Genomic DNA, 23,119 nt, shown 5'->3' on the forward strand with positions numbered 1-23,119 from the left:
GTCAGGCGGCGATCATTTCATCAGCGCATTCACTCCGGCCAGCGTCTCATCGCCCAGATCGCCAGTCGCGGCAGCGAGCTGGAGCCGGGCCGTCATATAATCATATATGGCCTGACGCCGGTCGCGGTCGGTCGAAAAGCTCTGGCTCTGCGCATTCAGGACATCATCCTGCGTGCGGATGCCGACCTCTCGCCCGGTATTGGCCGCATCCTGCTGCAAGCCGGCCGACCGGTTTGCGGTGTTCAGGGCAGCTATGCGGCGCGCGCCGGTCGATACGGCATGCCAGGCCTGCTGCGCCTGAAGACGAGCATCCCGCCGCGCGGCATCCAGGGCGCGCTCGGCCTTGACGGCGTTGGCGCGGGCTTCCCGTTCCTTCGACTGAATCGCCCCACCGGCATAGAGCGGAATGGTGATACGCAGCCCGGCCGACGCCGACTGGATGCGGTCGGGAATGATGCCATTGCCCCCTTCCCCGCCCAGCCGATACTGGCCCTGATAACCGGCGACGCCTTCGACGACGGGGCGTCCCGCAAGGCCGTAGCGGTCGATATCGGCTCCTGCGGCCTTTGCCTGATGCTCGGCCGCCTTCACCAGCGGCGACTGACGCTCCGCCTGCTCGATGGATGCTTCCAGCGTCACGAGCGGCAACGGCGCGGCGAAATTCCCGGCGGGTCGGTCCAACCCTTCCGCCGGCAAGCCCGTCAGTTCGGAAAAATCGGCACGGGCATAGGCCAACTCGGCCTCGGCGCCGATGCGCTGTGCTTCACTCGCGTCGCGGCGGGCCTCCGCCTCGCGCACGTCAGTGATGCGCGCGCGCCCGGCATCGAAACGCGCCTGCGCGCCGCGGCGTTGCTGTTCCGCCGCATCGACCTGCGCCTGATAGGAGCTTAGCCTGTCCTCGGCCGCCAGCACCTTGAAATAGGCCTGCGATACACGAAGGATGAGTTGCTGCTGCTCGCCGGCAAACTGCACATCGGCGCCTGCCGCCTTTTCGCGCAGCTGGATCGACTGTGCATGTTTAGATGCATCATACAAAGGCTGAACCGCCTGCACGCCAACGGTCGCCCGGCCGCTCGATCGGCTTCCGGTAAAGACCGGGTCCAGTTCTTCCGGGAAACGGGCGTTGGTTTCTGTGACATTATATTGGTATCCGCCCTGAAGCTGTACGCTGGGCCGCTTGAGCGCCCGCGCCTGAACGGCGGCCTCCTGCCCCGCGTCGCGCTCAGCCTGCGCGCCCAGATGATCGGGATCATGCGCCGCCGCTGCTTGCCATGCTTCCATGAGGTCGGTCGCATGGGCGGGCGGCGCGAGCATGGCCGCTGCGGTACAGAGGAAAAGGCGTTTCATGCGGAAATCTCCTGGCTGTCGGCGCGATGCTGCGGGCGGTCGAAGACCAGCTCGTAGAGCGCGGGCAGGACGATGAGGGTAAGGATAGTGGCGACCATCAGGCCGCCCATGATCGCCCAAGCCATCGGCCCCCAGAAGGTCGACCGGGTGAGCGGGATCATGGCGAGGATGGCGGCGAGCGCGGTCAGCAGGATCGGGCGCAGACGATGGACGGCGGCTTCGCGCACGGCCTCCCGCATCGCCAGGCCATGGCCCGACAAGGTGTCGATCTGCGCGATCAGGATGACCGAATTGCGCAGCACCATGCCGAACAGCGCCAGCGATCCCAGCATGGCGACGAAGCCGAAGGGGATGCGGAACAGGGCCATGATGAGCGCCACGCCGATCAGCGCCAGCGGCCCGGTCGCCAGCACCACCAGCATCCGCTTCACATTCTGGAGCTGGAGCATCAGCAGGATGACGATCACGAAGATGGCGAAGGGCACGGCGGCCATGGTCGCCTTCTGGTTGATGCTGCTCTGTTCTTCCGACCCGCCCTTGACGATGGAGGCGCCGGACGGAAGATCGCGGCGCAGCGCCGCGATCTGTGGTTCGATCCGCTTCGTCAGGTCGCTTGCCTGCTCGCCTTCGACATCGGCGGAGATGGTGATGGTCGGCTGACGGTTGCGCTGGTAGATCACGGCCGGTTCGCTGCCCGCCGATACATGGCCAAGCTGGGCCAGCGGCACCGCGCCATTGGGCGTCGATATCGGCAGGTTGGCGATGCGGCCAAGGTCGGTCCGCTCAGCCGCGCTCAGGCGAAGCACCACGTCGAGGGCCAGATCGCGATCCCGAAAGCTGGTGGTACCCGCCCCGCCAATCGCCGCCTGCAACGATTGCTGCACCGCCTGCGTCGACAGGCCGAGCGCGCGAACCTTATCCTGATCCAGGTCGACCCGAATGGCCTTGAGCGGTTCGCCCAGATCGCTGTTCACGTCGCGCGCGTGACTGTCCGCACGGATCAATTCCTCCAGCTTCTTCGCGACCGGCATGATCTGCGCAAGGTCCGGTCCCGCCACACGATACTGCACGGGCTGGCCGACCGACGGGCCATTTTCCAGACGGCTGACACGGCCGCGCGCTTCGGGGAAATGCGTGGCGAACAGGCTCTGGATGCTGGCGATCACGCCTTCGCGCGCCTCCTCATCCCTGGTCTGGAGCACGAGTTCGGCCAGCGTGATATCGGGCGTCTGGACATTGAGCGGCAGGTAGAAGCGCGGCGACCCGCCACCGACATAGGCAGTGGTGGACGTCACCCGGTCATCGCACGCCAGCAGCTTTTCCATGCGGGCGGCAACCGCCTGCGTCTGGGCGAAGCTTGCATTTTGCGACAGCTGAAGGTCGATCACCAGTTCGGGTCGGTCGGACGCGGGAAAGAATTGACGGGGCACGCCGATCTGGAACAGCAGCATCGACCCCACGAACATGGCGAGCGCGACCGCCACCACCGTCTTGCGCCGGTCGAGGCAGCGGTCGAGCACGCGCCGGAACCAGCCGTAGAAGCGGCCTTCATATTGTTCTTCGGGCTCTCCCGCGTCGTCACGCGCATCCGCGCGCTGGGGCAGCAGATGATAGGCGATGAACGGCGTGAAAATGACCGCGACGATCCACGACAGGACCAGCGAAATGGCGATCACCTGAAACAGCGAGATCACATATTCGCTGGCTGTCGCCTTCGACATGGCGATCGGCAGGAAACCGGCGACGGTGATGAGCGTGCCGACCAGCATCGGCACCGCGGTCACGCTATAGGCGCTGACGGCCGCCCGCGTCCGGGTCCATCCCGCCTCCAGATGCGTCGCCACCGCCTCGACCACGATGATCGCGTCATCAACCAGCAGACCCAGCGCAATGATGAGTGCGCCCAGCGAAATGCGCTGAAGGTCGATGCCCATATACAACATGCACAGGAACGTCATCGCCAGCACCAGCGGGATGCACAGCGCCACCACGATGCCCGGCCGCCAGCCCAGCGACAGGAAATTCACCGCCAGCACGATGACGATCGCCTCGATCAGCGATGTCGTGAATTCGCCGACGGATTCGTCGACAACATGGGTCTGGTCGGACACGGTATGAATGCCCACGCCGACCGGCATTTCGGACTGGAGGGCAGCGATCGTGCGCTTCAGATCCTCGCCGAGACGCGCAACGTCACCGTCCGACCGCAGGCTGATGCCCACACCGACCGCATCCTTCGCTCCAAAACGCATCCTGAACGTCGCAGGATCGACCGGCTTGCGTTCGACCCTGGCTATGGCGTCGAGCCGAACGCTCTTGCCATTGGCGACGATCGGCGTTGCGGCAATGGCCTCCACCGATGCGAAATCGCCCGTCACCTGCATCCGCACACGTTCCGCGCCGGCCTCTACGATCCCTGATGCAGCGACCGCGTTGGTCGTGTCGAGCGCGTCGGCTATCGCCTGCGCAGAAATGCCCGACATGGCGAGACGCGCACTGTCATAGGTGACATAGATAGCTTCATCCTGCGCGCCGATGATCTGCGTCTTGGCGACATCGGGCAGCGCCTGGATACGGTCCCGCAGCGTCTCGGCATAGCGTTTGAGCACCGGATAGGAAAAGCCGTCGCCCGTGACGGCATAGATATTGCCGTAGGTCGTGCCGAATTCGTCATTGAAGGCCGGTCCGACGACCCCGTCGGGCAGGTCTGCGCGATTGTCGGTCACGGTCTTGCGGATGCGATACCAGATATCGGGGACGGCGCTGCTCTTGACCGTCGATATGAGCGTGATGTTGAGCGTCGCCTGGCCCGGTCGGGCCTTGCTCTTCACATAATCGATCTCGGCGATATTCTCGGTCAACACCGTCTCGAGCGGCTTGATCACCTGTTGCGACATCTGCTGCGCCGTCGCGCCGGGCCAGCCGACGGTAATCATCATCGTCTTGACGGTGAATTCGGGGTCTTCCTTGCGCCCCAGCGCCATGTAGGAAAACAGGCCCGCAACGGCCGCCAGCACAAGCAGGAAGCCGACCATCTGCTGATGGGTGAGCGCCCAGCGGGACAGGTTCATGCCCTTCATGTCGATGCTCATGACTGCGGCACCTGCACGATACGAACCTTCTCGCCCGCACGCAGCAGATGCACCCCGGCCGTGACGATGGTCTCGCCCGGTTTCAGGCCGGACCGGATGGTCAGCATGTCGCCCTGCGCCGCGCCGATCTGCACGGCGCGCGGCTGCACCACCATCGTTCGCCGGTCGAGTACCCAAGCCTGCGCGCGTCCGTTGGATTGCAGCACGGCGGTCAGCGGCACGCGGACGGCGGCATCGCCGGCATCGCCTTCGACCCGCAATTCGGCGGTTTCGCCCATCAGCAGCGCCTGTGCCGGCGCATCGACGGACAGGCGTGCCGCAAAGGTCCGCGTCGCAGGATCGGCAGCGCCCGATATGCTGCGGAGCCTGGCAGCATAACGCCGGCCCGGGCTGCTCCACACGCTCACACTCAATCGTGAGGCGGACCGGATCCGGTCCAGACTGCCTTCCGGGAGCGCCACCGCGATTTCCGGCCGGGACGGATCGGCCAGCGTCACGATCGCCTGTCCCGCGCCCACGACCTGACCAACCTCGCCCTGAATCTGCGTGACGACGCCGGCGCGCGGCGCCGTGAGGACGGTGCGGCCCAGCTGCGCCGATGCCGTTCCGCTCTGGGCGCCGGCGGCACGCAACTGCGCCTGCGCCTGAACGGCCGCCGCCTTCTGCTGATCGAACTCTGCGGGGGAAATGAAGCCTTGCTTCAGCAATTCGCGCGACCGCGCCAGATCAGCCTGCTGCACGGCGGCGGCGGTCCGGGCCGAACCGCTCTGCGCCGCCGCGCTGTCCAGCGCCCGCGCATAATCGCTGTTGTCGAGACGCAGCAACGTCTGGCCCGCATGGACGCTGCTGCCAAGGTCGACCCTGCGCTCGACGATCCGGCCCGCCACTTCGAAACCGATCTGGCTTTCGAAGGCGGACCGGATTTCGCCGGCATAGGTTGTGCCGATGCCGGCATCGGCGCGAATGCGCTGGACGGCCACGGCGCGTCGTTCATCCCTGACCTGCGGCTCATCCCGACAGGCCGGAAGCAGCAGCAACGCGATCGGTACGATATGGGCAAAACGTGCCATTCCATCCCCATGGGAAAAGGCCGCCGAGGCAGGCCGGTTCATGCAAGGCCAAGGGAATGGAGCAGGTCTGCAACCATCTGATACGCACTTTGTAACGCTATGTAACAGGCTCGCGGCGCTAGGCGCGCGTTCAGCCTGGTCAGTCGCCGATAGTGCCGGACCATGAGGCCGACCCGCCATTGGGACCGGTCATGTTGCGATGATAGGTTGCGGTCCCATCGCCATTGGCTGTCGCGCTGGTCGATCGCCCCCAGCTTTTTCCGCTGTTGGTCACATGACTGGTGGAGCCGTGGAACTGCCCGTCCTGCGCCTGATACCCGCGCTGGCTGCTGAAGCCACGTCCGTCATTGGTCTGGACATTGCGGGTCATGGCTGCCTGCCCGCCGCCGCGCGAGGCGTTGTAGCTGCTGTGCAGCCCTCGCCCATTCGGCCCCTGCACGTTGCGGCTGTGGCTATATTGAAAGGAACGGTTGCGGGCTTCGGCCGTCGATATGCTGGCTGCGATGGCCAGGGTCGAAACGATGATCGTGGTGAATTGGCGCAATGTCATGAAGCATACTCCTTCTCCGCGTCAGCAAAAGGCGCGGGACAGGACATGTCGCACCGGGCCGTGAACGGCCTTGCCGCATAATGTGTCGGATATTTGCAGCGGGATCGGGCGCCGGATCGCGCTGTTACAAACTGTAATCTGTCTTCACCTGGGGATCGAACATGCTGCGGTGGCGCGCGCTATATCGGCCACGCTCATTTTGGGCCTGATACAAGGAGAATGACATGAAATATCTGACGATCGCCCTGTCGCTGGCCGCCGCGGTCATCGCCCAGAGCCCGACCGCCATGGCGCAGGATGCGTCGGCAAAGGCCAGGGAAATGTTCATCAAGGCCGACACCAATCAGGATGGCGCGCTGTCGCTGGAAGAATGGAAGGCGGCCGGTCGCCGCGATCGTGGTTTCGCGATGATCGACGCCGACAAGGACGGCAAGATCACACCGGACGAACTGCGCGCCGCCGCCGCAAAACGTGGCAAATGATCAATTGCCCCTGGAACCATGCTAGATGGTTCCGGGGGCGCTGCACCATCGGCACAGGCGCTGACGACAAAGAGGTATGGCATGGTGGCCGAAACGCAGGCATCAAATGGCAAGGTCGCGATTGTCGAGGATGATCCCGGCATTCGAGATCTGGTGCGCATGTTGCTGACCCGTGAGGGGTTTGAAGTCCTGGCCATGGAAAATTCGGCCGGCCTCGACGTCGATGGCGTGCTGGAACGGCTCGATTGCCTGATCCTCGACCTGATGTTGCCCGGCGAGGATGGGCTGGAAATATGCCAGCGCCTGCGCGCCCGCTGGCCGCGCCTGCCGATCCTGATCGTCACGGCGAAGGACGATCCGATCGACCGGATCATCGGGTTGGAAATCGGCGCCGACGATTATCTCGCCAAGCCGTTCAACAAGCGGGAATTGCTGGCGCGGCTGCGCTCCATCATTCGCCGGACCCGTGACATAGACACGGCCGTCAGCGAGGAGAATGGCGACAGTTTCCGGTTTGACGGCTGGCTGCTGCGCCTGGGAGCCCGCGATCTGACCAACCCGGCGGGCGAGCCGGTGGGCCTGACCACCAGCGAATTCGACCTGCTCCATGCGCTGGTGCTACACCCACGCCGCATCCTGTCGCGCGAACTGCTGATCGACTGGACACGAGGCGGTCATGCCAGTCCGGTCGATCGCGTCATCGACGTGCAGATGAGCCGGCTTCGGCGCAAGCTGGGCGACGATCCGCGCGAACCCGTGATGATCCGGACCGTGCGGGGCGACGGCTATCTGTTCGCACCGGCCGTCACCCGATGCTGAAGCTGCGCCCGCCCCGGTTGCGAGAGCGGATAGGCCTCATCGTCCTGCTCCATCTGCTGGCCATGATTGCCGTCATTCTGCTGTTCCTAGAACAGACGGACATGCGCAAGATGGCCCCGCTATATCGGGTGCCCGTTCCCGAAAAGGTCGCTTTGGTCGTCACCGCATTCGAACGCACGCCGCCCAGATCGCATCCCGATCTTGTCCGCGCCTTTTCCGATGCGACCATGCGCGTCACCATGCTGGCGGCACTGCCTGCGGGCCAGGCATCCTCTGCCACGCCCGCGACCCTGTCCCGCTATCAGGAGGCTTTGGGCGGCAGGCCATTTCGCATCGAAACATCAGGCGATATCGGCCCCGCAGACCTCAACATGCGCCCCGCCGTCACGATGAACCCCGTGCGGATATCGGTCGCCCTGTCCGGCGGCGATGCCATCATGATCGAACAGATGGTCGCAGCGCCGCTGACCAAGATCGTCAACAATCTGATGCTCTTCCTGGCGGCGGTTGCGATTGTCGATATCGCTGTCATCCTGTGGCTGGCCGCGCAGACGACGCGGCCTGTCGAACGGCTGGCCCGCGCTGTCCGCGAGGACAGGCTGGATGCGCTGAAGCCCGACGGCCCGCGCGAGATCGTGGAACTGGGCGAAGCGTTCCGGCAATTGCGCCAGCATCTGCGGACGCTGCTTGATGAACGAACGCGCATGCTCGCGGCCATCGCACATGATTATCGCACCTATCTGACCCGCATGGACCTGCGCAGCGAATTTATCGAGGATGAGGAGCAGCGCGCGCTGGCGGCCAAGGATATCGAGGAAATGCGCGACCTGCTGAGCGACACGCTTACCTTCGCATGGGAATCGGCCGCGACCGACCTGGACATGGCGACATGCGACATTCGCGCCGAACTGGCGCTGGTCGCCGAAGAGCGCCTACAGCGCAACCAGCATGTGGACGTCGCGCCCCTGCCCCATGCCGTCCATGCCCATGTCTCCCATATTTCCTTCCAGCGCATGATGGCCAACCTGCTGGACAATGCGGTTCGCTACGGCGGCGGACAGGCGCGTATCCTTGTCGAACCCGACGGCCCGTTCATCCGCATCATGGTGGAGGATGACGGCCCCGGCGTACCCGAACCCAGCCTGCCGCGCCTGACCGAACCGTTCGAGCGGCTCGAGCCGTCGCGCGCGCGCAGGACGGGGGGCGTGGGCCTTGGCCTGTCGATCGTCCAGGCACTGACCCAGCGCTACCGGGGCGACCTGGTGCTGGAAAATCGCGCGGAAGGCGGGTTTCGCGCCATCCTGTTGCTCCGCAGTGCAGGAGGAACCGGACCGGCATGACCGACACGGACTGATACATGGCACCCGACCGGATGATGCAAAGGCCATCCATATCAGGCTTCCCACCCAAGGAGTCCGATCATGCCCCGGTTTTTCAATCCCCAATCCCTCACGAAGCACGGTGTCAGCGTCAGCGCCGCTTTTGCAGGCAGCGCGACCCTGTTCCTGTCCGTCATGGCCATCATGGCCAGTCCCGCCGCAGAGGCGCAGGTCGTCCGGCATACGACCGTCGCGCCCCGCGCCGGGGTCGTGCACAGCCGCACCGTCATCGTCGATCGCGGCCGTCCCGGCTGGTGGCGCGGCCACCCCGGATTTGTCCATTATCACGGGCCGCGCCATGGCCATTATTTCGCGCCCGGCTACGGCTATTACCCCATCCCGCCCAGACATGCGCATAGCGTTTGGATCGTCGGTGGCACCCTCCCCCTGTCGATGCGCCATTATGTCGTCGTCAATCCGGTCGGCTATGGACTGTCCCCAGCACCGACCGGCCATATCTGGTGCTATGCGGGAACGAATTTCGTGCTGATCTCCCGAAACACCGGCGTCATCATTCAGTCCGTTGCCGGTGGTTGGTGAAAAAGCGACACTCGCTGGCAGTGCTTCTGACTGCCAGCGGCCCATACGGTCTTTCCGCTAACGTCAGCTTTCGTCGAATTCCGCCGCTCGGCTCCTTGCTACGGAAACGGCGGAAATGTCCCACGCGTCGCGAAGTTGGCCCCTCGCCGAAGGCGAGGAGCCGATTGGTCAAATTTCTGTATTCTCGGCGAGAGCAAGCGCATCTTCCACGTCAGTCCCGAGATAACGCACCGTATTCTCGATCTTGCTATGCCCGAGAAGGATCTGGACGGCACGAAGATTGCCGATTGCCCTGTAGATGATCGATGCCTTTGTTCGCCGAAGTGAGTGCGTACCATAATCGCTTCGCATCAGACCGACCCCTGTTACCCATTCATCGACGAGCCGGGCGTACTGACGTGTGCTAAGATGCCCGTTATGGTCAACCCGACTGGGAAAGACATAGTCATCGACCGTGCCACCCCGGCGATCGAGCCAAGCCAGCAGGCTGGCCCGAGCGTCGGGGAGCAGTTCGAACTGAACGGGTCGACCTGTTTTCTGCTGCATGACGATCGCACGCGTTCGGATCTGCCCGCCGCTGACGATGTCGCCGATCTTCATCTGCACTAGGTCACAGCCCCGAAGTTTGCTGTCGATCGCCAGATCAGATAGCGCCCGATCTCGCAAGCGCCGGCGCTGATTGAGGTAGAAACGAATCTCCCAGATTTGCTTCGGTTTCAGAGCGCGCTTCGCGCCTACGGTTTTTCCCGCATTCCAGACCGGGCGCTTGGTGGCGGTGGTTCAGTTTCAGACATCTCCATGATCAATCTCCAATGTCCGGATTGGCCTTCTGAAGAACGCTGTGGAGGCTAATGAGCAGGAATGCCTCGAGGCACCTGCCGACCAACATACGCCGTTGATCGGCAGGTGCGGGAACGTCGGCTCGTGCCAAAATCCACCGTTCGGCGGACATAAAGCCGCCGGACTGCAACGCGCCTCAATAGTCGCCGTTCGACCGGACCGCCGCCGTTACCGAAGCCGACGTTCGTTCAGGCGGCGCAGATAGGATAAGGGGAAAATTGGAGACTCGCCGCTTTGCAGCGGCAAGATGGCGTAAGCGGACGCTTGTTCATCTGGAGCGCGACGGCAGCTACGCGCACCAATCTCGATCATTCACCGCGAGTTCCGGCGGTCCGGGCATAGTTCGGAAGTGATGACTCTCGTCGAGCAGCTGCTCGATCTCTACCGGTCACCGAAGGACTTTCCGTCGACGCCCTATGTCCGGATCAGAAAATATGGGCTTGTAGCGCCAATGCCGCTGACATTGCGACGACGGCCGCGCTAAATAGCGTCAACTGCCGCCGACTGACTGGAGATATCGAGCTTGCCCGCATCAACAGAACGACCCCGCAAGGGCGGCGGCGGCAACGCGACGGCCTCGGGCATTTTCTATCAAGGCGGCGTCGGCGCGCTGTTCGCATCGCGAATGCTCGTTGAACTGCCGCTCGGCAATTTGCTCGGCCTCGCCGATACACGGATCAAATCGATCCGGTTCGAGACGAACGCGCCGGTCGACGATATCCTCCTCGAAACCGACCAGGGGGGGATCGTCGCGATTCAGGCGAAGTCGACGATCACGATGGGAACGGCGCTTGATAGCGTTTTGGGCTCGGTCGTCGATCAGTTCGTCCGCTTCTGGATCGCAGCGCAGGGTGGCAGCAGCCTCGAAGTTTGGGCGCGCCCGCTCGACCCGGCACGCGACCGGCTGCTGATGGTTCACGGTCCGGGTTCTGGTGCTAAGATCGCGCGCCTTGCGCATGCGCTGGCCGGCATGCGGCCGGACGGTCCCTTGGGCGAACTGCGCGATACGTTCGAAGATCTGATCCGTCAGTCGTTCGCCAAGAACGGCCAAGCAGCCGACGCCGAGGAGATCGCCCGGCTCATCCGCTGTATCGCGTTCATCGAGCTCGACCCTGCCGACCGCGATCGGCAACTGGCGATCGAGGCGCTGACCCCGGTGCTGGGTTCGCGCGACGAGGCCAATCGCTGCTTCGATGTGCTGTCGCAGATCTCTATCGAACAGATGAAACGCCGGGGCGGGTTCGACAGCGCGCTGCTCCGATCCGAATTGACGCGGCACGGCGTCTCGCCAGGAGCGAGCCCAACCTTTGCGCGGTCGATCGACAGGCTCATGGACTATTCCGCTGCGACCACCGTGCAGCTCGCCGCCTACGAACAGCTCACGCCCAAGGAAGGCGATCCCTTCACGCTGCAACGCGACTGCCTGCCCGACATTCTGGCAGCGGCGAGGACCGGCTCGCTGATCCTGACCGGAGAGCCCGGCTCGGGAAAGAGCGGCGTACTCAATTCGCTATCGCGCGCGCTGGCCGCGGACGGCGCACCGGTCGTCGCGCTGGGGGTGGATCGGCTGCCGGTCGCGACGCTTAACGAACTGTCTGATCAGCTCGGCCTTGAGCATCCCATGCTTGACGTGCTGGCCAACTGGCCGGGCAGCGGCCCGTGTTATGTCGTGATCGACGCGCTCGACGCGACGCGCGGCGGCCCGGCCGAGGCGGTGTTTAAGGCGCTGATCGCGGGCACACTCGACCTCGCTGGCCATCGCTGGCGCGTAATCGTCTCGATCCGCAGCTTCGATCTTCGCCTGGGCCGGCAGTTTCGCGAGCTTTTCAAGGGCGAGCCGCCGAGCGCGAACCTAGCCGACCCGGCATTCAAGATGGTTCGGCACGTATCGGTGCCCGAATGGACCGACCGCGAATTCGCGGCGATCCTCGAGCGCTCGCCCGATATCGGGACCGCGATCGAGGCGAGCGGGGCGCCGCTGGCGGCCCTGGCCCGCGTACCGTTCAACACTCGACTGCTGGCCGATCTCCTGTCGCGCGGCACCAGCCCAAGCGCCTTTGCCGGGATCGGCACGCAGGCGAGCCTGCTCGCCTATTTCTGGCTAGAGCGGGTCGAAGCCCATGGCAGCGGCGCGGCCTTATGCCTGCGCGCCACGATCGACGCGATGATCGCCACGAGCGGCCTGCACGCCGCCACCCTCGAGGTGGCGCGCCAAGTGTCAGCAAGCGACCTCGATCAGATGGAACATGAGGGCGTGCTGGTCCGCTCGAACAACGGCCGGGACCTGGCGTTTCGCCATCATATCCTGTTCGACTTCGCCGCCAGCCGGTTGCTGCTCGACCCGTCCGACCCCAAGGCGCTTGGCGCGCGGCTGGTCGGGCCGGCCGCGCTCGCCTTGGCGCCCGCGCTCGGCTTCGTCCTCAACGAGGCCTGGGCCGCGAACGAAGACCATCGCGATTTCTGGCGGATCGCGCTCGCGGTGGCCGGCGACAGCGCGGCCGACCCGATTGCCCGCAGCGTCATCGCCCGCCAAGCCGCGGAATTGCCGGTCGTGCGCGCCGACACCGCGGCGCTCGTTGACGCCATGAAGGTGCCGGCGACGCGCGAGGCTGCCGTCCGCGTGGTGCGCAACCTCTTGGGCGCGCTCTCGGTACGCGCCGAAGACGGTGCCGCGATCGTCGTCGCGCCGTGGCTGACCCTCGCGAATGCCCTGCCCGCCCTGATCGCGGCCGGCTGGGACGAGCCGATCGGCTCGCTCCGCGTGCTGCTCTATGTCCTGCTCAAGCAAAAGGACCTCTCGCCCGCCGAGCGCAGCGAGTTGGGCTCGGCCGCGCGCGCGTTTCTGGCGATCGCGCTCGTCAATCCGAGCGCCTTCCCCCAATCGGCGATCCAGTTCGTCGGCCAGACGTTCGACACCGATATCGCGGCATCGCGGGCGGCGCTCGGCCAATTGATGACGCCGGAGCGGCTGGCGGTTCATGCAGCGACCGACATGCCCGCTCTGTCACGCGAAATCGGCAAGATCAGCGCGGCCGATCCCGAATTCGCGGCGGCGATCTACCAACAGATCTTCGCCTATGACGTCACCGACGAAGCGAAGACCAGTCTCGGTAACAGCCAGATTTTGGCGCTGACGTCGACGCGCCGGCAGGATTATTCGCTCGCCCGCTACGCGCTGGCGGAAGCCTTTCCCGATTTTCTCGCGGCCCATCCCGCCGCCGCTATCACGGCGATGCTCGCATCGGTCGAGAGCCAGGCCGGCCGTGAGACCGGCGCCGACCTTGCCCGTGTCGAGGACGTGGCAACGAGCGCGGGCACCTTCCCGTTGGTCGCCGACCTCAGCTATGTCTGGGCGTGGGACATCGAGGATCGGCATCCATCGGACGCCGAAAAGCTCCTCCAGGCCACGCTGACCTTCCTGGCGGAGGCGCCGCCCGAGCGGGCCAGCGAAGCAGCGGCGCTGATCCGCGCGGGCGCCCGATACGGGATCGTCTGGTCGCGCCTGTTGCACGCCGCCGCCGAGCGGCCCGAAGTGCTGGGCGATTTGGCCTGGCCGATCGCGAGCGCCAGCAGCTTCATCACCGCGAACGAGACCAGCAAGGATGCGATCGACGCCGCGCTTGCGATCCTGCCGAGCCGGTCGCCGGCCGAGCGCGTCGGCTTCGAAGCGACGATGCTTGCCCTCGACGTCAGCGGGTTCAGCGACCCCGACCGCGCCCACGCCATGCTCCTGCGCAAGACACTCGGCGCGATCGGTGCCGACAACCTCGTGACCGAGGCGGCGCGCGCCTGGATCCAGGCCGCGGGCGAGGAAGCAGCACCGGTCGAGAATACGCGCCCGTTCAAGGTCACGGTCAGCCACGGGCGCGCACGCAGCTGGGCCGAGGAAGCGGGCATCGCGCCGGACGACGCGGAGGGCAATGCGCTGTTCGCCGAGGTCGATGCCGTGCGCGAGCGCTACGCGCTGATCGGCGACGATGCCGATATCGGCGATCCCGCCGCTTTGCTCAGCGACATCGAGCAGTTGCGCACGCGGATCGAGAAATCCGGGATGACGGACGGCCAAGTGCTCGCCAATGCGAGCGAGCCGATCGTCAAGGGTGCGCACGCGCTCGTCGCGAATTCGGGCGCGGCGCTCCAGGAAATACCGGACGCTGTCGCTCGCCTGACTGCGCTCACGGCTTGGTTCGGAACGCTGGCCGCGCCGCTCGTGGACGAGACCACAGAAGAGCAGTTCGTCGACTTTCCGAGCTGGGGGTCGCCAGCACCGCGGGTCGACGCCGCCGAATTGGCGATGGACCTGTTGCAGATCGATCCGCAGGCGCGCGACGCCCTGCTGCCGCTCATCGATGCAGCCTTGGACGATCCGCACCCGGCCGTCCGGCTGAATGTGGCGCAACGCTTGACCGCATTGTGGTTTGTCGACCGCGAGTTGATGTGGCCGCGGATCGTGAAGGTCGCTAACCATGAACCCAATCCCGGTGTCCTGCGCTTCTTTGCGGGCCATGTGCTGTCGCGCCTGCTGTCCGAGCCGGACACGCTCGAGCCGATCGTGCTGTGTCTCGCCGATCGCACCTTCCCATCGGGAACAACAAGCCGTCGGTCCATCGAGGATCATGTCGCCGAATTGATCACCGCGCTCTGGCTGCTGCCAGCGCGCGAGCAAAGCCATGCCCGCGTCACCGCGAAACTCGCGGAAGATTTGCTGGAGGCGAAGGATTTCCTGTTCGAGGCGACCGGCGTTGCGGGCCAGCTGATCGGCGCCGGCTATGAGGATGATGAGCGGATCGCGGTGCGGGAACGTGCCCAGGCGCTCATGGCCGCGATCATCGAACGCGCCGCGGCAGCGCTCGACGTGCAACTAGCGTTGCCGCGCGAGCAACAGGATCAGGACCGGATCCAGGCGAGCGTCGAGCTGCTCGACAATGCGGTTCGGCGGATTCGCTCGGCGGCACTCGGCGGTCGGTCGGATGAAGGCAACGGCCTTCAGGGAACGGCCGCGCGCGCGCACTATCTCGACGATCTGGCGCCGACGCTGCATCGGATTGGCGACGTCGCGCCGCCCCGCGCGCTCCATGAATTGATCGAGTTTCTCGACACGCTGCTCGATAGCGAGCCGGCGCGCTGCTTCGCGCTGATCGCCCACGGCATCCTCAGCGCGGGCAGCAAGTTCGGCTACCAGGACGAATCGCTGGGCGCCGACCGCGTGGTCAAGGTCGTCGGCCGTGCGCTCGCGGATCACCGCTGGATCTTCGACGACGCGGCGCGCCGCGCGCAGCTGGTAGAGATCCTCGAATTGTTCGTGGACCGCGGCTGGCCCCAGGCACGGCGACTGCTGTACGAGTTGCCGGAACTGTTCCGGTGACATCGGAAGCCACGCTCGACGCCTTCCGCCGGACCGTCATCGACACCCTCGCCCGCGCGGAGCGCGCCGCCGCCCAGCCTGATTTCGCCGGCGCGGCGGTCGGCGACATGCTCGAGCACAACGTGCGGCGGGTCGCGCTCGACCCCTTCCTCGACGCACTGGGCTGGTCAATCCAGAACCGCGCCGAAGAGGCCCGGGTAGTCGGCGAGACGACGTTGTTCATCGACTATCTCGGCGTCGACGAACACACGCGCGTCGCCGAGATGATCTTCGAGGCGAAGGCCTTGAATGCCTCGTGGATTATCGGCCAGGGCGACTATGCCGGCCGCCCAACTGCCGAGGTGGTCGCGGCGGCGATCAACCATTTGAACGGCGGTGCTCCCAAGGACTCGCCGGTCACCAAGGAATGGCTGAAGCGGCTCGAGCAGGTCCGCGATTATGTCGTCGGGGTCGAGGCGAAAGGCGGCGCGATCGTCCAGCGCGCCGCGATCGGATCGGCACGCTGGATTGTCATCCTCAAGGATCCGGGCAAGGCCTTCCTCAAGAAGGTGATCGAGGCCGAGGATGTGCTGGCGCTACAGGCCAACCAGATGGTCGAGCGGTCGGACCATATCTACCAATTGCTGTCGGCTGAAGCGCTGAAAACCGCGCAGCGCGAACCCGTTCACCCCGACGAGCTCGTGCTCCACTTACCCAATGGAGGAGACATCCGTCGGCTGTTCCGCGCCACGCATGTGACGCGCGATGTGTCGACCGACCCCTATGCCCCTCAACCCAGCATCTACGTCAATGCGTGGCTGATCGCGCAGCGCAAGGACGGCGCTCTCTTGACCATCCGGGCACGCGAGCCAGCCCTGATCCTCCCGGCCAACCCCAAATTCTTCGAGGATCATCTCGGCGATCTGCTGGAACGCTCCGACCAGATGCTGGCCGAGCTCCGCGCGAGCTATCCGGTGGAGCTGCCGGCACTGTCGCCGATCGGCGCGTTTCCGAACTTCGTCAGCGACACGGCGAATTCGCCCGTCCGGCGCGATAGGACCGGCAGCAACTATCTCGTCGCGACGGGGCTCGAGGCGCATTATCTGCGCGCAGGTCCGGTCGTCGACTGCGCGTATCACAGCCATGAAGTCTGCCGGCTCGCCAATATGGCCGACGAGCCGCAACCGGTCACCGCGCGGTCGTACGAGCGCCGATCGTTCTTCATCACCAACGAGGCGCATCACTGCGCCCACCGGCAGATCCAGAACGCCAAACGCGGTGCCCCCGCATGCCCGATCGACGTGTTCGAGGCCAAGCTCTGCTGCCGCGCCTGCACCCTGCAGGATTGGTGCTGGAGCTCGGAAAAGCTGAAGGCCGCGCCTTGCGGCACGGGCGTTGCGGCCGCGTGACGCTCAAGATCTCGGCGCAATGGCGAAGAATTGACCTACGCGACCGATCACGACAGCGACAGGATAGTGAGTCGATTGCAATGTGTGCCGTTCAGCGGATCGGGAGCTTCATGTCCGCTTTCGCAGTTCGCTTTTTCTAAAGCGGTCGGTCCGTAGTCGGCCCAACCTCAGTTGGCCAATGAAATCAAAGGCGAGATCGCTGAACGTCGGCATTTGATAGGACCCGTCGTTCGTCGCGTCGCCGATGTACGGCAGAAATGTCCCAAGCCCGGTAAGGTTGGCTCCTCATCGGTATGAGGAGCCAACTAGCTTCTTAAATTTCAGTGTTCTCGGCGAGGGCAAGCGCGTCCTCAACGTCGATGCCGAGGTAACGCACCGTATTCTCGATCTTGCTATGGCCGAGCAGAATCTGGACTGCGCGTAGGTTTCCAGTAGCTCGGTAGATGATCGAGGCCTTCGTTCGGCGCAGCGAATGGGTGCCATACTCGCTGCACATCAGCCCCACTCCCGTCACCCATTCATCAACCAGCCTTGCATACTGGCGGGTGCTAAGATGGCCGTTACGATCAACACGGCTTGGAAAAACGTAATCGCCTACCGTGCCGCCACGATGTTCTAGCCATGCCAGCAAGCTGGTGCGGGTGTCTGGCAGCAGCTCGAATTGAACCGGTCGTCCGGTCTTCTGCTGCATCACGATCGCACGGAAGCGAATCTGGCTTCGCCAGCGGCAACCGGTACTGACCCGGTATCCGATCGCATGGCGGATTGTGCTGACTTGAAGGCATGCCAGAGCAAATATGCCCCGCCGGCGATCTTGAGGAGTACGAGTGCTTGGGCATATCGCACGATCAGCGTCGCAAGGCCCATCGCCGCGATCAGCCCCCATGCAAACGACGTCGTCACGACGCCGGCGGCCATCGCTGCGGCAGGTCTGCGCCCATCACGCATGGCGACGCCCATGATTCCCATCGTGCTGGGGCCAGGGCTTCCAGCCGTCAGCACGTAGGCGCCGTAAACGAGAAGCAAATCTCTCCACATCTTATGCGCTCGCAAAGAGTTTGGTGCCGACGACGCCCACGATGACGAGCGAAATGAAGCCGATCTGCACGGCATTCAGCCGCTCGCCAAACAGGATCACACCCATGATAGCGACGCCGACGGCACCGAGACCGGTCCATACCGCATAGGCCGTTCCCGCGGGGAGCGTGCGCATGGCGAAGGCCAGCAGCCCCATGTTCACGAAGTTGAGGAGAAGCGGGACGGATGCCGCGCTCCAGCTTGCCTGCGTTGCCGCCCACTTCATGGTGAGCGCCCATGCGATCTCGGTGATCACTGCAATCCCGAGTACGATCCACGCCATTGCTTACCCTTTTGCCTGCGTTCTTAATGCCTGGCTTCGGTCGGCATCGCCCTTCCAGGGCGCGGCATAGTGATGCTCGACGGCAATCTGCGATGTCGCGATCATCAACTGCCAGCATGCCACGACCGAGAATGTTTGTCCCCGAATCAAGGCGTTGCGGCTTTGGCGTACCGGCCTGCTAGGCTTCATCGTCAAATTGGTCACAGGACAATCCTTCCGATCAGGGATGCGGCCAGGGTCAGCATCACGACGCACACGATGGCATCGAGGACTTTCCAGGCCGAGGGCCGCGCAAAGAGTGGTGTCAGGATGCGTGCTCCGTAACCCAGCGCCGCGAACCAGGTGATGCTTGCGGTCGCGGCACCGGCCACGAAGATCGGGCGCAGGGCTGGCGCATGAGCGGATCCGGCGGCCCCCATCAGCAGTACCGTATCCAGGTAAACGTGCGGATTGAGGAAGGTGAACGCCGCTGTCGCTCCTAGTGCGCGGCCTACGGTGAGCGTTCCCTGCGCGGACACTGTCATGGATTCCGGAGCCATCATCCTCTGAAAGGCCTTGAACCCGTACCACGCGAGAAATGCGGAGCCGCTGATGGTGAGCGTCAGGGTCAACTGAGGCATTGCACCCAAGAGCGCGCCGACACCACCAACGCCGGCGGCGATCAGGATCGCGTCGGCACAGCCGCAGAACAGGACGATCGGCCCTACATGCTCACGTTTCAGGCCTTGGCGCAGAACGAACAGGTTTTGCGCGCCGATAGCCATGATCAGTGCCGCCGACATGGCGAAGCCTGTGAGGAAGGTGGGCAGAATATTTGTCATCGGCCAGCCTATGCCTTCACGGCGTGCTTTAGAAAAACTTGTTCTTCTAAGCTTGGTGAAGTAGTTCTAAATCATGCTCGACTATCCCGCCCTCGCTGCCGTTGCCGCCGTGGTCCGCGAGGGCAGCTTCGAGCGAGCGGCCGAACGGCTCGGTGTAACGCCCTCAGCTGTGTCCCAGCGCGTGAGGGCGCTCGAGGAGCGGCTTGGCACCATTGTCATCGTGAGGGGGCAGCCCTGCATCGCGACTGATCTGGGACGGCGCCTGTGCGCGCACATTGATCAGGTCCAACTCCTGGAAGCTGATCTCACTCCATCCCTTTCACTTCCGGCGAACGCCGCGGATACGCCCGTTACGCTTAAGGTCGCTGTCAACTCTGACAGCATCGCAACATGGTTCCCCGAGGCGGCGACCGATTTCGCGCGTGCTACCGGCTTCCTGCTGGAGTTCATCATCGAGGACGAGGCCCATACCACCGATCGGCTACGATCGGGCGAGGTGGTCGCTGCGGTCTCTACAGATCCTGGCGCGGTTCAAGGCTGCCGGACGATCCCGCTAGGCGGCCTCGAATACCGGGCCTGCTCGAGCCCGGATTTCGTCGACCGCTTTTTCCCCGATGGGGTTACGGAGCAGGCGCTGCTCCGCGCGCCCTGTCTTCGCTTTGAACGCAGAGACGGGCTACAGGCGCGCTGGGCGCGCGAGAACCACAACATCGAGCTGAACGCCCCCATGCACTGGGTGCCATCCACGTTCGGCTTCTTGAACTTCGCGCTCGAAGGCATGGCCTGGGGGATGCATCCGGTCATGTTGGCGCAGCCACGGATCGAGCAAGGGTTACTCGCAGAGCTTACGCCTGGCACATCTATCTCGGTGATGTTGTACTGGACCGTGACGCGACTGCACGCGTCAGCTTTGACAACGCTTACCGACGCCGTCCGCCGGACCGCCCGATCGAGACTGATGCAACCGACGTGAGGGCGTCGATCAACTCTCTTGTTCAGCGGAGAATCTCGCCGATATCATTCACTCGCCAGAATACTTGATACCGACTGTTTGGCGCTCAATTATCGAAGGGCAGCTTCGGGCGATACCTGCCGGTCTGGTGCTGTTTCGCGAACGACGGATTCGTCCCAAGGCCGGTCATAAATGGGAAGTCCACTTTCCGGCGCGGCGGCACCGCTGTCGATGACCTAACGTCGCACGTCGCTGCATACTTGAAATCACATTGAGCGGACACAGGGCGGCGCGACGTTGTAGCTCTCCTGTTGCCGATGACTTTGCGTGGGCATTCGCCTGATCATCAGTCCGGAAACACGGTTGAGAAACCCGGGGCCGCCAGAACCTTGGTAAAACGGGCTGTTCGCATGTGGTTACGCCGATCTAGTCGAGGGCGGAAGCAAGCGAGGAAGAGGGAAGGGGGATCGAGGGTCTGGAGCTGCCGATGGGAGCAGCCAGTCCCGGAGACCCCGCCATGTCCAACCTTTTCGATGTCACGCCTGCCTCCGAGCGCCGCGCCGCCACCCTCATTGTAGATCGCCTGCGCGCGGACGGCCCTCTTGGGCGCGGAGACCTCAATGCGGCGATGTGTGAGGCTTTCGGCGGTTCCGACGCCGATGGCCGCTGGACCCAGCGCGACAGCTTCGAAATGCTCGAACATGCGCTCGCCCATTATCTCCAGTTCGCTCCCTATCCGCTGCGCGTTCTGTCCGATGTAACTGCCGCCTGCGATCTGCTGGACCGCCTGCCGACCCAGACGGTGCGCAGCGAGGACCAGATCGAATGGCAGCAATTCTCGACGCCCATCGATCTCGCGGCTGTCGCCGTCCTGCTCGCCGATGTGCAGGACGACGATGTTATCCTCGAGCCCAGCGCCGGCAATGGGCTCCTCGTCGCGCAATGTCGTGGATATAGAGCGCTGCAGCTCAACGAATATGCGCCTGTGCGCCGGGCCCGCCTTGCCCATGTCTTTCCCGATGCCATCGTCACCGGCCATGACGGCGCGACGATCAATTCGACCCTCGCGGCAGCCGCGCGGCCGAGCCTCATTCTCATGAACCCGCCTTTTTCGCGGTCGGTCGGACTTGGCGCCGACAGCCATGCCGCTGTGCGCCATCTTCAGGCTGCCCTTCGGCGGCTGATGCCGGGCGGGCGGCTTGTCGCCATCATGCCCGACTGGTTCGGGCCCAATGCGCGCATGCGCGATCTTTTCGAGACGAGCCTGCGTGATGTCAGTGTAAGGACGTCCGTCCGCCTCGAAAAATGCTATGTCAAACATGGTACGTCCATCGCGGTCAGGCTCTTCGTCATCGACAAGGTGACCGGCGGAACGATGCCTGCGACGATCCAGCGCGCCTCGATCCGCGACTTGATCGGGGTTATCGAGGTGCCTGAGCGGGGGGCAATCCGGGCACCTGCACCTGACCCCAAGCGCTCCACCACTCTCTCGCTGTTCCGCGCGGTCAAGAGCAGCAAACCGGCGCCGCGGCCATTCCACGCCCCCGCGCGCAATAATGTCCTGCCGGTTGCCTATCGCACGCTGGAGACGCCGGCGCCGCTGCTCGACCAGGTCGGAGTCTATCTCCCCTATCGTCCCAGCCGGATCGTCTTCGAGGCGGCCGGCGAACATCCCACCGCCCTTGTCGAATCCGTCGCCATGGGTTCGATCGCAGCGCCGGTGCCGGCCTATGTGCCGAACCTGCCCGAACGCACGGTAAGCGAACGCCTGCTGTCTGCTTCGCAGCTCGAAACCGTGGTCTATGCCGGCCACGCCTGGAGCCAGTTCCTCCCCGGGCGTTTCCGGCCTGCCAGGGAGGGCGTCGGGCTGGAGGAGGCCGAGGACGGCAAGGCCTATCGCAAGGGCTATTTCCTGGGCGACGGCACCGGGGCGGGCAAGGGCCGGCAGGTAGCGGCCTGCATCCTCGACAACTGGCTCGCTGGCCGGCGCCGCAATATCTGGGTCTCGAAGAACGAGGCTCTGCTCGAGGATGCGCGCCGGGACTGGAATGCGCTCGGCGGTCTTGCGGCCGACATCCAGCCACTCGGCAACTGGAAGATCGACGAGCCGATCCGGCTCGAGCAGGGCGTATTGTTCGTCACCTATCCGACGCTGCGGTCTTCGCGGGGCGATGCCAGCCGTCTCCAGCAGATCATCGACTGGGCCGGGGAGGATTTCGAAGGCGTCATCGGCTTCGACGAGGCTCATGAAATGGGCGGTGTCGCGGGCGGCGAAGGCGCGCTCGGCAAGAAGGAAGGGTCGCAGCAGGGGATCTGCGGCGTTCTGCTCCAGAATAATCTGCCCGGTGCCCGGGTGCTTTATGCCTCGGCGACCGGCGCATCGGACGTCAACAATCTCGCCTATGCGGTTCGCCTGGGACTCTGGGGACCGGAAACCGCCTTCGCCAATCGCGAGCAATTCATCAGCCAGATCCGCAAGGGCGGGATCGCCGCGATGGAACTGGTGGTGCGCGACCTCAAGGCCCTGGGCCTCTACACCGCACGCGCGCTGAGCTTCGCTGGCGTCGAATATGACATCCTGCGCCACGAACTGACCTCCGCCCAGATCGCTGTCTACGACGCCTATGCCGATGCCTGGGCCATCATCCATCGCAACATGGAAATGGCGCTCGAACTGACGGCGGTGGTTGACCGGCTTGAGAACGCCACGCTCAACAGCGGCGCCAAGGCGGCGGCCCGGTCGCGTTTCGAATCGACCAAGCAGCGCTTCTTCGGCCAGCTCCTTCTCTCGATGAAGCTGCCGACGGTGATCGCGGCGGTGAAGGATCATCTCGATGCGGGACAATCGGTGGTGCTGCAGCTCGTGACGACCGCGGAATCGATCCTTGATCGGCGGTTGGGGCAGCTCAGCCCCGACGAGCGCGCCGATCTCGAGATCGACCTCTCCCCACGCGAATATGTGTAATGTTGAGCTCAACATTACAGGAATTCTTTGCAGTCGCAGTTTATGTCGAGCGTGGTGGCGGGAGGCGCAGGTTTCCTTCGGTTTTCCATGATTTCACTCCAGATAATTGCCTGACAAGGTTGAATGCTGGGGCCGTTAGGATTGTCGGC

General features: G+C 64.4%; 16 protein-coding genes and 2 pseudogenes. 8 read left to right on the plus strand and 10 right to left on the minus strand.

Annotation, left to right across the window (positions count from 1 at the left end; all coding sequences use genetic code 11):
• Positions 1 to 12: 12 nt before the first annotated feature.
• The 4 genes from ENE74_RS15005 to ENE74_RS15020 all read right to left on the minus strand — a co-directional run bounded on the left by ENE74_RS15005 (position 13) and on the right by ENE74_RS15020 (position 6,059).
• Positions 13 to 1,347 (minus strand): TolC family outer membrane protein, encoded by a 1,335-nt coding sequence (locus ENE74_RS15005; RefSeq protein ID WP_120253631.1) that lies wholly within the window; start codon positions 1,345 to 1,347, stop codon positions 13 to 15.
• Positions 1,344 to 4,439, minus strand: coding sequence for an efflux RND transporter permease subunit (locus ENE74_RS15010; protein WP_206517729.1), 3,096 nt, complete (start codon positions 4,437 to 4,439; stop codon positions 1,344 to 1,346). Before ENE74_RS15010 ends, ENE74_RS15005 begins: the two co-directional genes overlap by 4 nt.
• The gene (locus ENE74_RS15015) at positions 4,436 to 5,509 is read right to left on the minus strand and encodes an efflux RND transporter periplasmic adaptor subunit (protein ID WP_037522490.1); all 1,074 of its coding nucleotides are present in this window, start codon (positions 5,507 to 5,509) and stop codon (positions 4,436 to 4,438) included. Before ENE74_RS15015 ends, ENE74_RS15010 begins: the two co-directional genes overlap by 4 nt.
• A 139-nt stretch (positions 5,510 to 5,648) precedes the next feature.
• Positions 5,649 to 6,059, minus strand: coding sequence for a hypothetical protein (locus ENE74_RS15020; RefSeq protein ID WP_051887041.1), 411 nt, complete (start codon positions 6,057 to 6,059; stop codon positions 5,649 to 5,651).
• 224 nt (positions 6,060 to 6,283) lie between these two features.
• Between ENE74_RS15020 and ENE74_RS15025 the strand changes: the two genes are divergently transcribed.
• From ENE74_RS15025 to ENE74_RS15040, 4 genes are all read left to right on the plus strand, one after another.
• A complete protein-coding gene (locus ENE74_RS15025) occupies positions 6,284 to 6,541 on the plus strand; it encodes an EF-hand domain-containing protein (RefSeq protein ID WP_120253633.1) in 258 nt (85 codons plus the stop codon).
• Between the two features lie 81 nt (positions 6,542 to 6,622).
• Positions 6,623 to 7,360: a response regulator gene (locus ENE74_RS15030; protein WP_037522488.1), complete on the plus strand. Its 738-nt coding sequence runs from the start codon at positions 6,623 to 6,625 to the stop codon at positions 7,358 to 7,360.
• A complete protein-coding gene (locus ENE74_RS15035; RefSeq protein ID WP_120253634.1) occupies positions 7,354 to 8,700 on the plus strand; it encodes an ATP-binding protein in 1,347 nt (448 codons plus the stop codon). Before ENE74_RS15030 ends, ENE74_RS15035 begins: the two co-directional genes overlap by 7 nt.
• An 81-nt stretch (positions 8,701 to 8,781) precedes the next feature.
• On the plus strand, positions 8,782 to 9,279 hold the full coding sequence (locus ENE74_RS15040) for an RcnB family protein (protein WP_051887035.1): 498 nt from the start codon (positions 8,782 to 8,784) through the stop codon (positions 9,277 to 9,279).
• 168 nt (positions 9,280 to 9,447) lie between these two features.
• On the opposite strand, the pseudogene ENE74_RS15045 reads toward ENE74_RS15040, so the two are convergent.
• Positions 9,448 to 10,079: pseudogene (locus ENE74_RS15045) on the minus strand (tyrosine-type recombinase/integrase).
• 563 nt (positions 10,080 to 10,642) lie between these two features.
• Between ENE74_RS15045 and ENE74_RS15050 the strand changes: the two are divergent.
• Positions 10,643 to 15,484, plus strand: a complete 4,842-nt coding sequence (locus ENE74_RS15050; RefSeq protein ID WP_120253635.1) for a DEAD/DEAH box helicase family protein — start codon at positions 10,643 to 10,645, stop codon at positions 15,482 to 15,484.
• On the plus strand, positions 15,481 to 16,872 hold the full coding sequence (locus ENE74_RS15055; protein ID WP_120253636.1) for a hypothetical protein: 1,392 nt from the start codon (positions 15,481 to 15,483) through the stop codon (positions 16,870 to 16,872). The genes ENE74_RS15050 and ENE74_RS15055 overlap by 4 nt, the downstream gene beginning before the upstream one ends.
• A gap of 313 nt (positions 16,873 to 17,185) precedes the next feature.
• Here the strand turns inward: ENE74_RS15055 and ENE74_RS15060 are convergent.
• The 5 genes and pseudogenes from ENE74_RS15060 to ENE74_RS15080 form a co-directional block, all read right to left on the minus strand.
• Positions 17,186 to 17,626 (minus strand): annotated as a pseudogene (locus ENE74_RS15060) (tyrosine-type recombinase/integrase); the annotation flags it as partial.
• Positions 17,563 to 17,985, minus strand: coding sequence for a LysE family translocator (locus tag ENE74_RS15065; RefSeq protein ID WP_338142993.1), 423 nt, complete (start codon positions 17,983 to 17,985; stop codon positions 17,563 to 17,565). The pseudogene ENE74_RS15060 and the gene ENE74_RS15065, both read right to left, overlap by 64 nt.
• On the minus strand, positions 17,912 to 18,232 hold the full coding sequence (locus tag ENE74_RS15070) for a DMT family transporter (protein ID WP_127691738.1): 321 nt from the start codon (positions 18,230 to 18,232) through the stop codon (positions 17,912 to 17,914). The genes ENE74_RS15065 and ENE74_RS15070 overlap by 74 nt, the downstream gene beginning before the upstream one ends.
• 3 nt (positions 18,233 to 18,235) lie before the next feature.
• Positions 18,236 to 18,436, minus strand: a complete 201-nt coding sequence (locus ENE74_RS15075; RefSeq protein ID WP_127691739.1) for a hypothetical protein — start codon at positions 18,434 to 18,436, stop codon at positions 18,236 to 18,238.
• On the minus strand, positions 18,433 to 19,053 hold the full coding sequence (locus ENE74_RS15080; protein ID WP_127691740.1) for a LysE/ArgO family amino acid transporter: 621 nt from the start codon (positions 19,051 to 19,053) through the stop codon (positions 18,433 to 18,435). The genes ENE74_RS15075 and ENE74_RS15080 overlap by 4 nt, the downstream gene beginning before the upstream one ends.
• A 73-nt stretch (positions 19,054 to 19,126) precedes the next feature.
• Here ENE74_RS15080 and ENE74_RS15085 point away from each other — a divergent pair, with 73 nt between their 5' ends.
• Positions 19,127 to 20,026, plus strand: coding sequence for a LysR family transcriptional regulator ArgP (locus ENE74_RS15085; RefSeq protein ID WP_127691741.1), 900 nt, complete (start codon positions 19,127 to 19,129; stop codon positions 20,024 to 20,026).
• 496 nt (positions 20,027 to 20,522) lie between these two features.
• Complete coding sequence (locus tag ENE74_RS15090) at positions 20,523 to 22,970, plus strand: strawberry notch family protein (protein WP_127691742.1); 2,448 nt, start codon at positions 20,523 to 20,525, stop codon at positions 22,968 to 22,970.
• The last annotated feature ends 149 nt before the right edge of the window (positions 22,971 to 23,119 follow it).

Origin of the sequence: Sphingobium algorifonticola (genome assembly GCF_004005485.1) — a bacterium.
Classification (GTDB): Bacteria; Pseudomonadota; Alphaproteobacteria; order Sphingomonadales; family Sphingomonadaceae; genus Sphingobium; species Sphingobium algorifonticola.

Bases quoted from the DNA above. Each gene is read 5' to 3' on its own strand.
- ENE74_RS15040 (WP_051887035.1), top strand. From the start codon at position 8,782: ATGCCCCGGTTTTTCAATCCCCAATCCCTCACGAAGCACGGTGTCAGC.
- ENE74_RS15035 (WP_120253634.1), top strand. From the start codon at position 7,354: ATGCTGAAGCTGCGCCCGCCCCGGTTGCGAGAGCGGATAGGCCTCATC.
- ENE74_RS15090 (WP_127691742.1), top strand. From the start codon at position 20,523: ATGTCCAACCTTTTCGATGTCACGCCTGCCTCCGAGCGCCGCGCCGCC.
- ENE74_RS15065 (WP_338142993.1), bottom strand. From the start codon at position 17,985: ATGCCGTGCAGATCGGCTTCATTTCGCTCGTCATCGTGGGCGTCGTCG.
- ENE74_RS15085 (WP_127691741.1), top strand. From the start codon at position 19,127: ATGCTCGACTATCCCGCCCTCGCTGCCGTTGCCGCCGTGGTCCGCGAG.
- ENE74_RS15010 (WP_206517729.1), bottom strand. From the start codon at position 4,439: ATGAGCATCGACATGAAGGGCATGAACCTGTCCCGCTGGGCGCTCACC.
- ENE74_RS15025 (WP_120253633.1), top strand. From the start codon at position 6,284: ATGAAATATCTGACGATCGCCCTGTCGCTGGCCGCCGCGGTCATCGCC.
- ENE74_RS15080 (WP_127691740.1), bottom strand. From the start codon at position 19,053: ATGACAAATATTCTGCCCACCTTCCTCACAGGCTTCGCCATGTCGGCG.
- ENE74_RS15015 (WP_037522490.1), bottom strand. From the start codon at position 5,509: ATGGCACGTTTTGCCCATATCGTACCGATCGCGTTGCTGCTGCTTCCG.
- ENE74_RS15020 (WP_051887041.1), bottom strand. From the start codon at position 6,059: ATGACATTGCGCCAATTCACCACGATCATCGTTTCGACCCTGGCCATC.
- ENE74_RS15030 (WP_037522488.1), top strand. From the start codon at position 6,623: ATGGTGGCCGAAACGCAGGCATCAAATGGCAAGGTCGCGATTGTCGAG.
- ENE74_RS15005 (WP_120253631.1), bottom strand. From the start codon at position 1,347: ATGAAACGCCTTTTCCTCTGTACCGCAGCGGCCATGCTCGCGCCGCCC.
- ENE74_RS15070 (WP_127691738.1), bottom strand. From the start codon at position 18,232: ATGGCGTGGATCGTACTCGGGATTGCAGTGATCACCGAGATCGCATGG.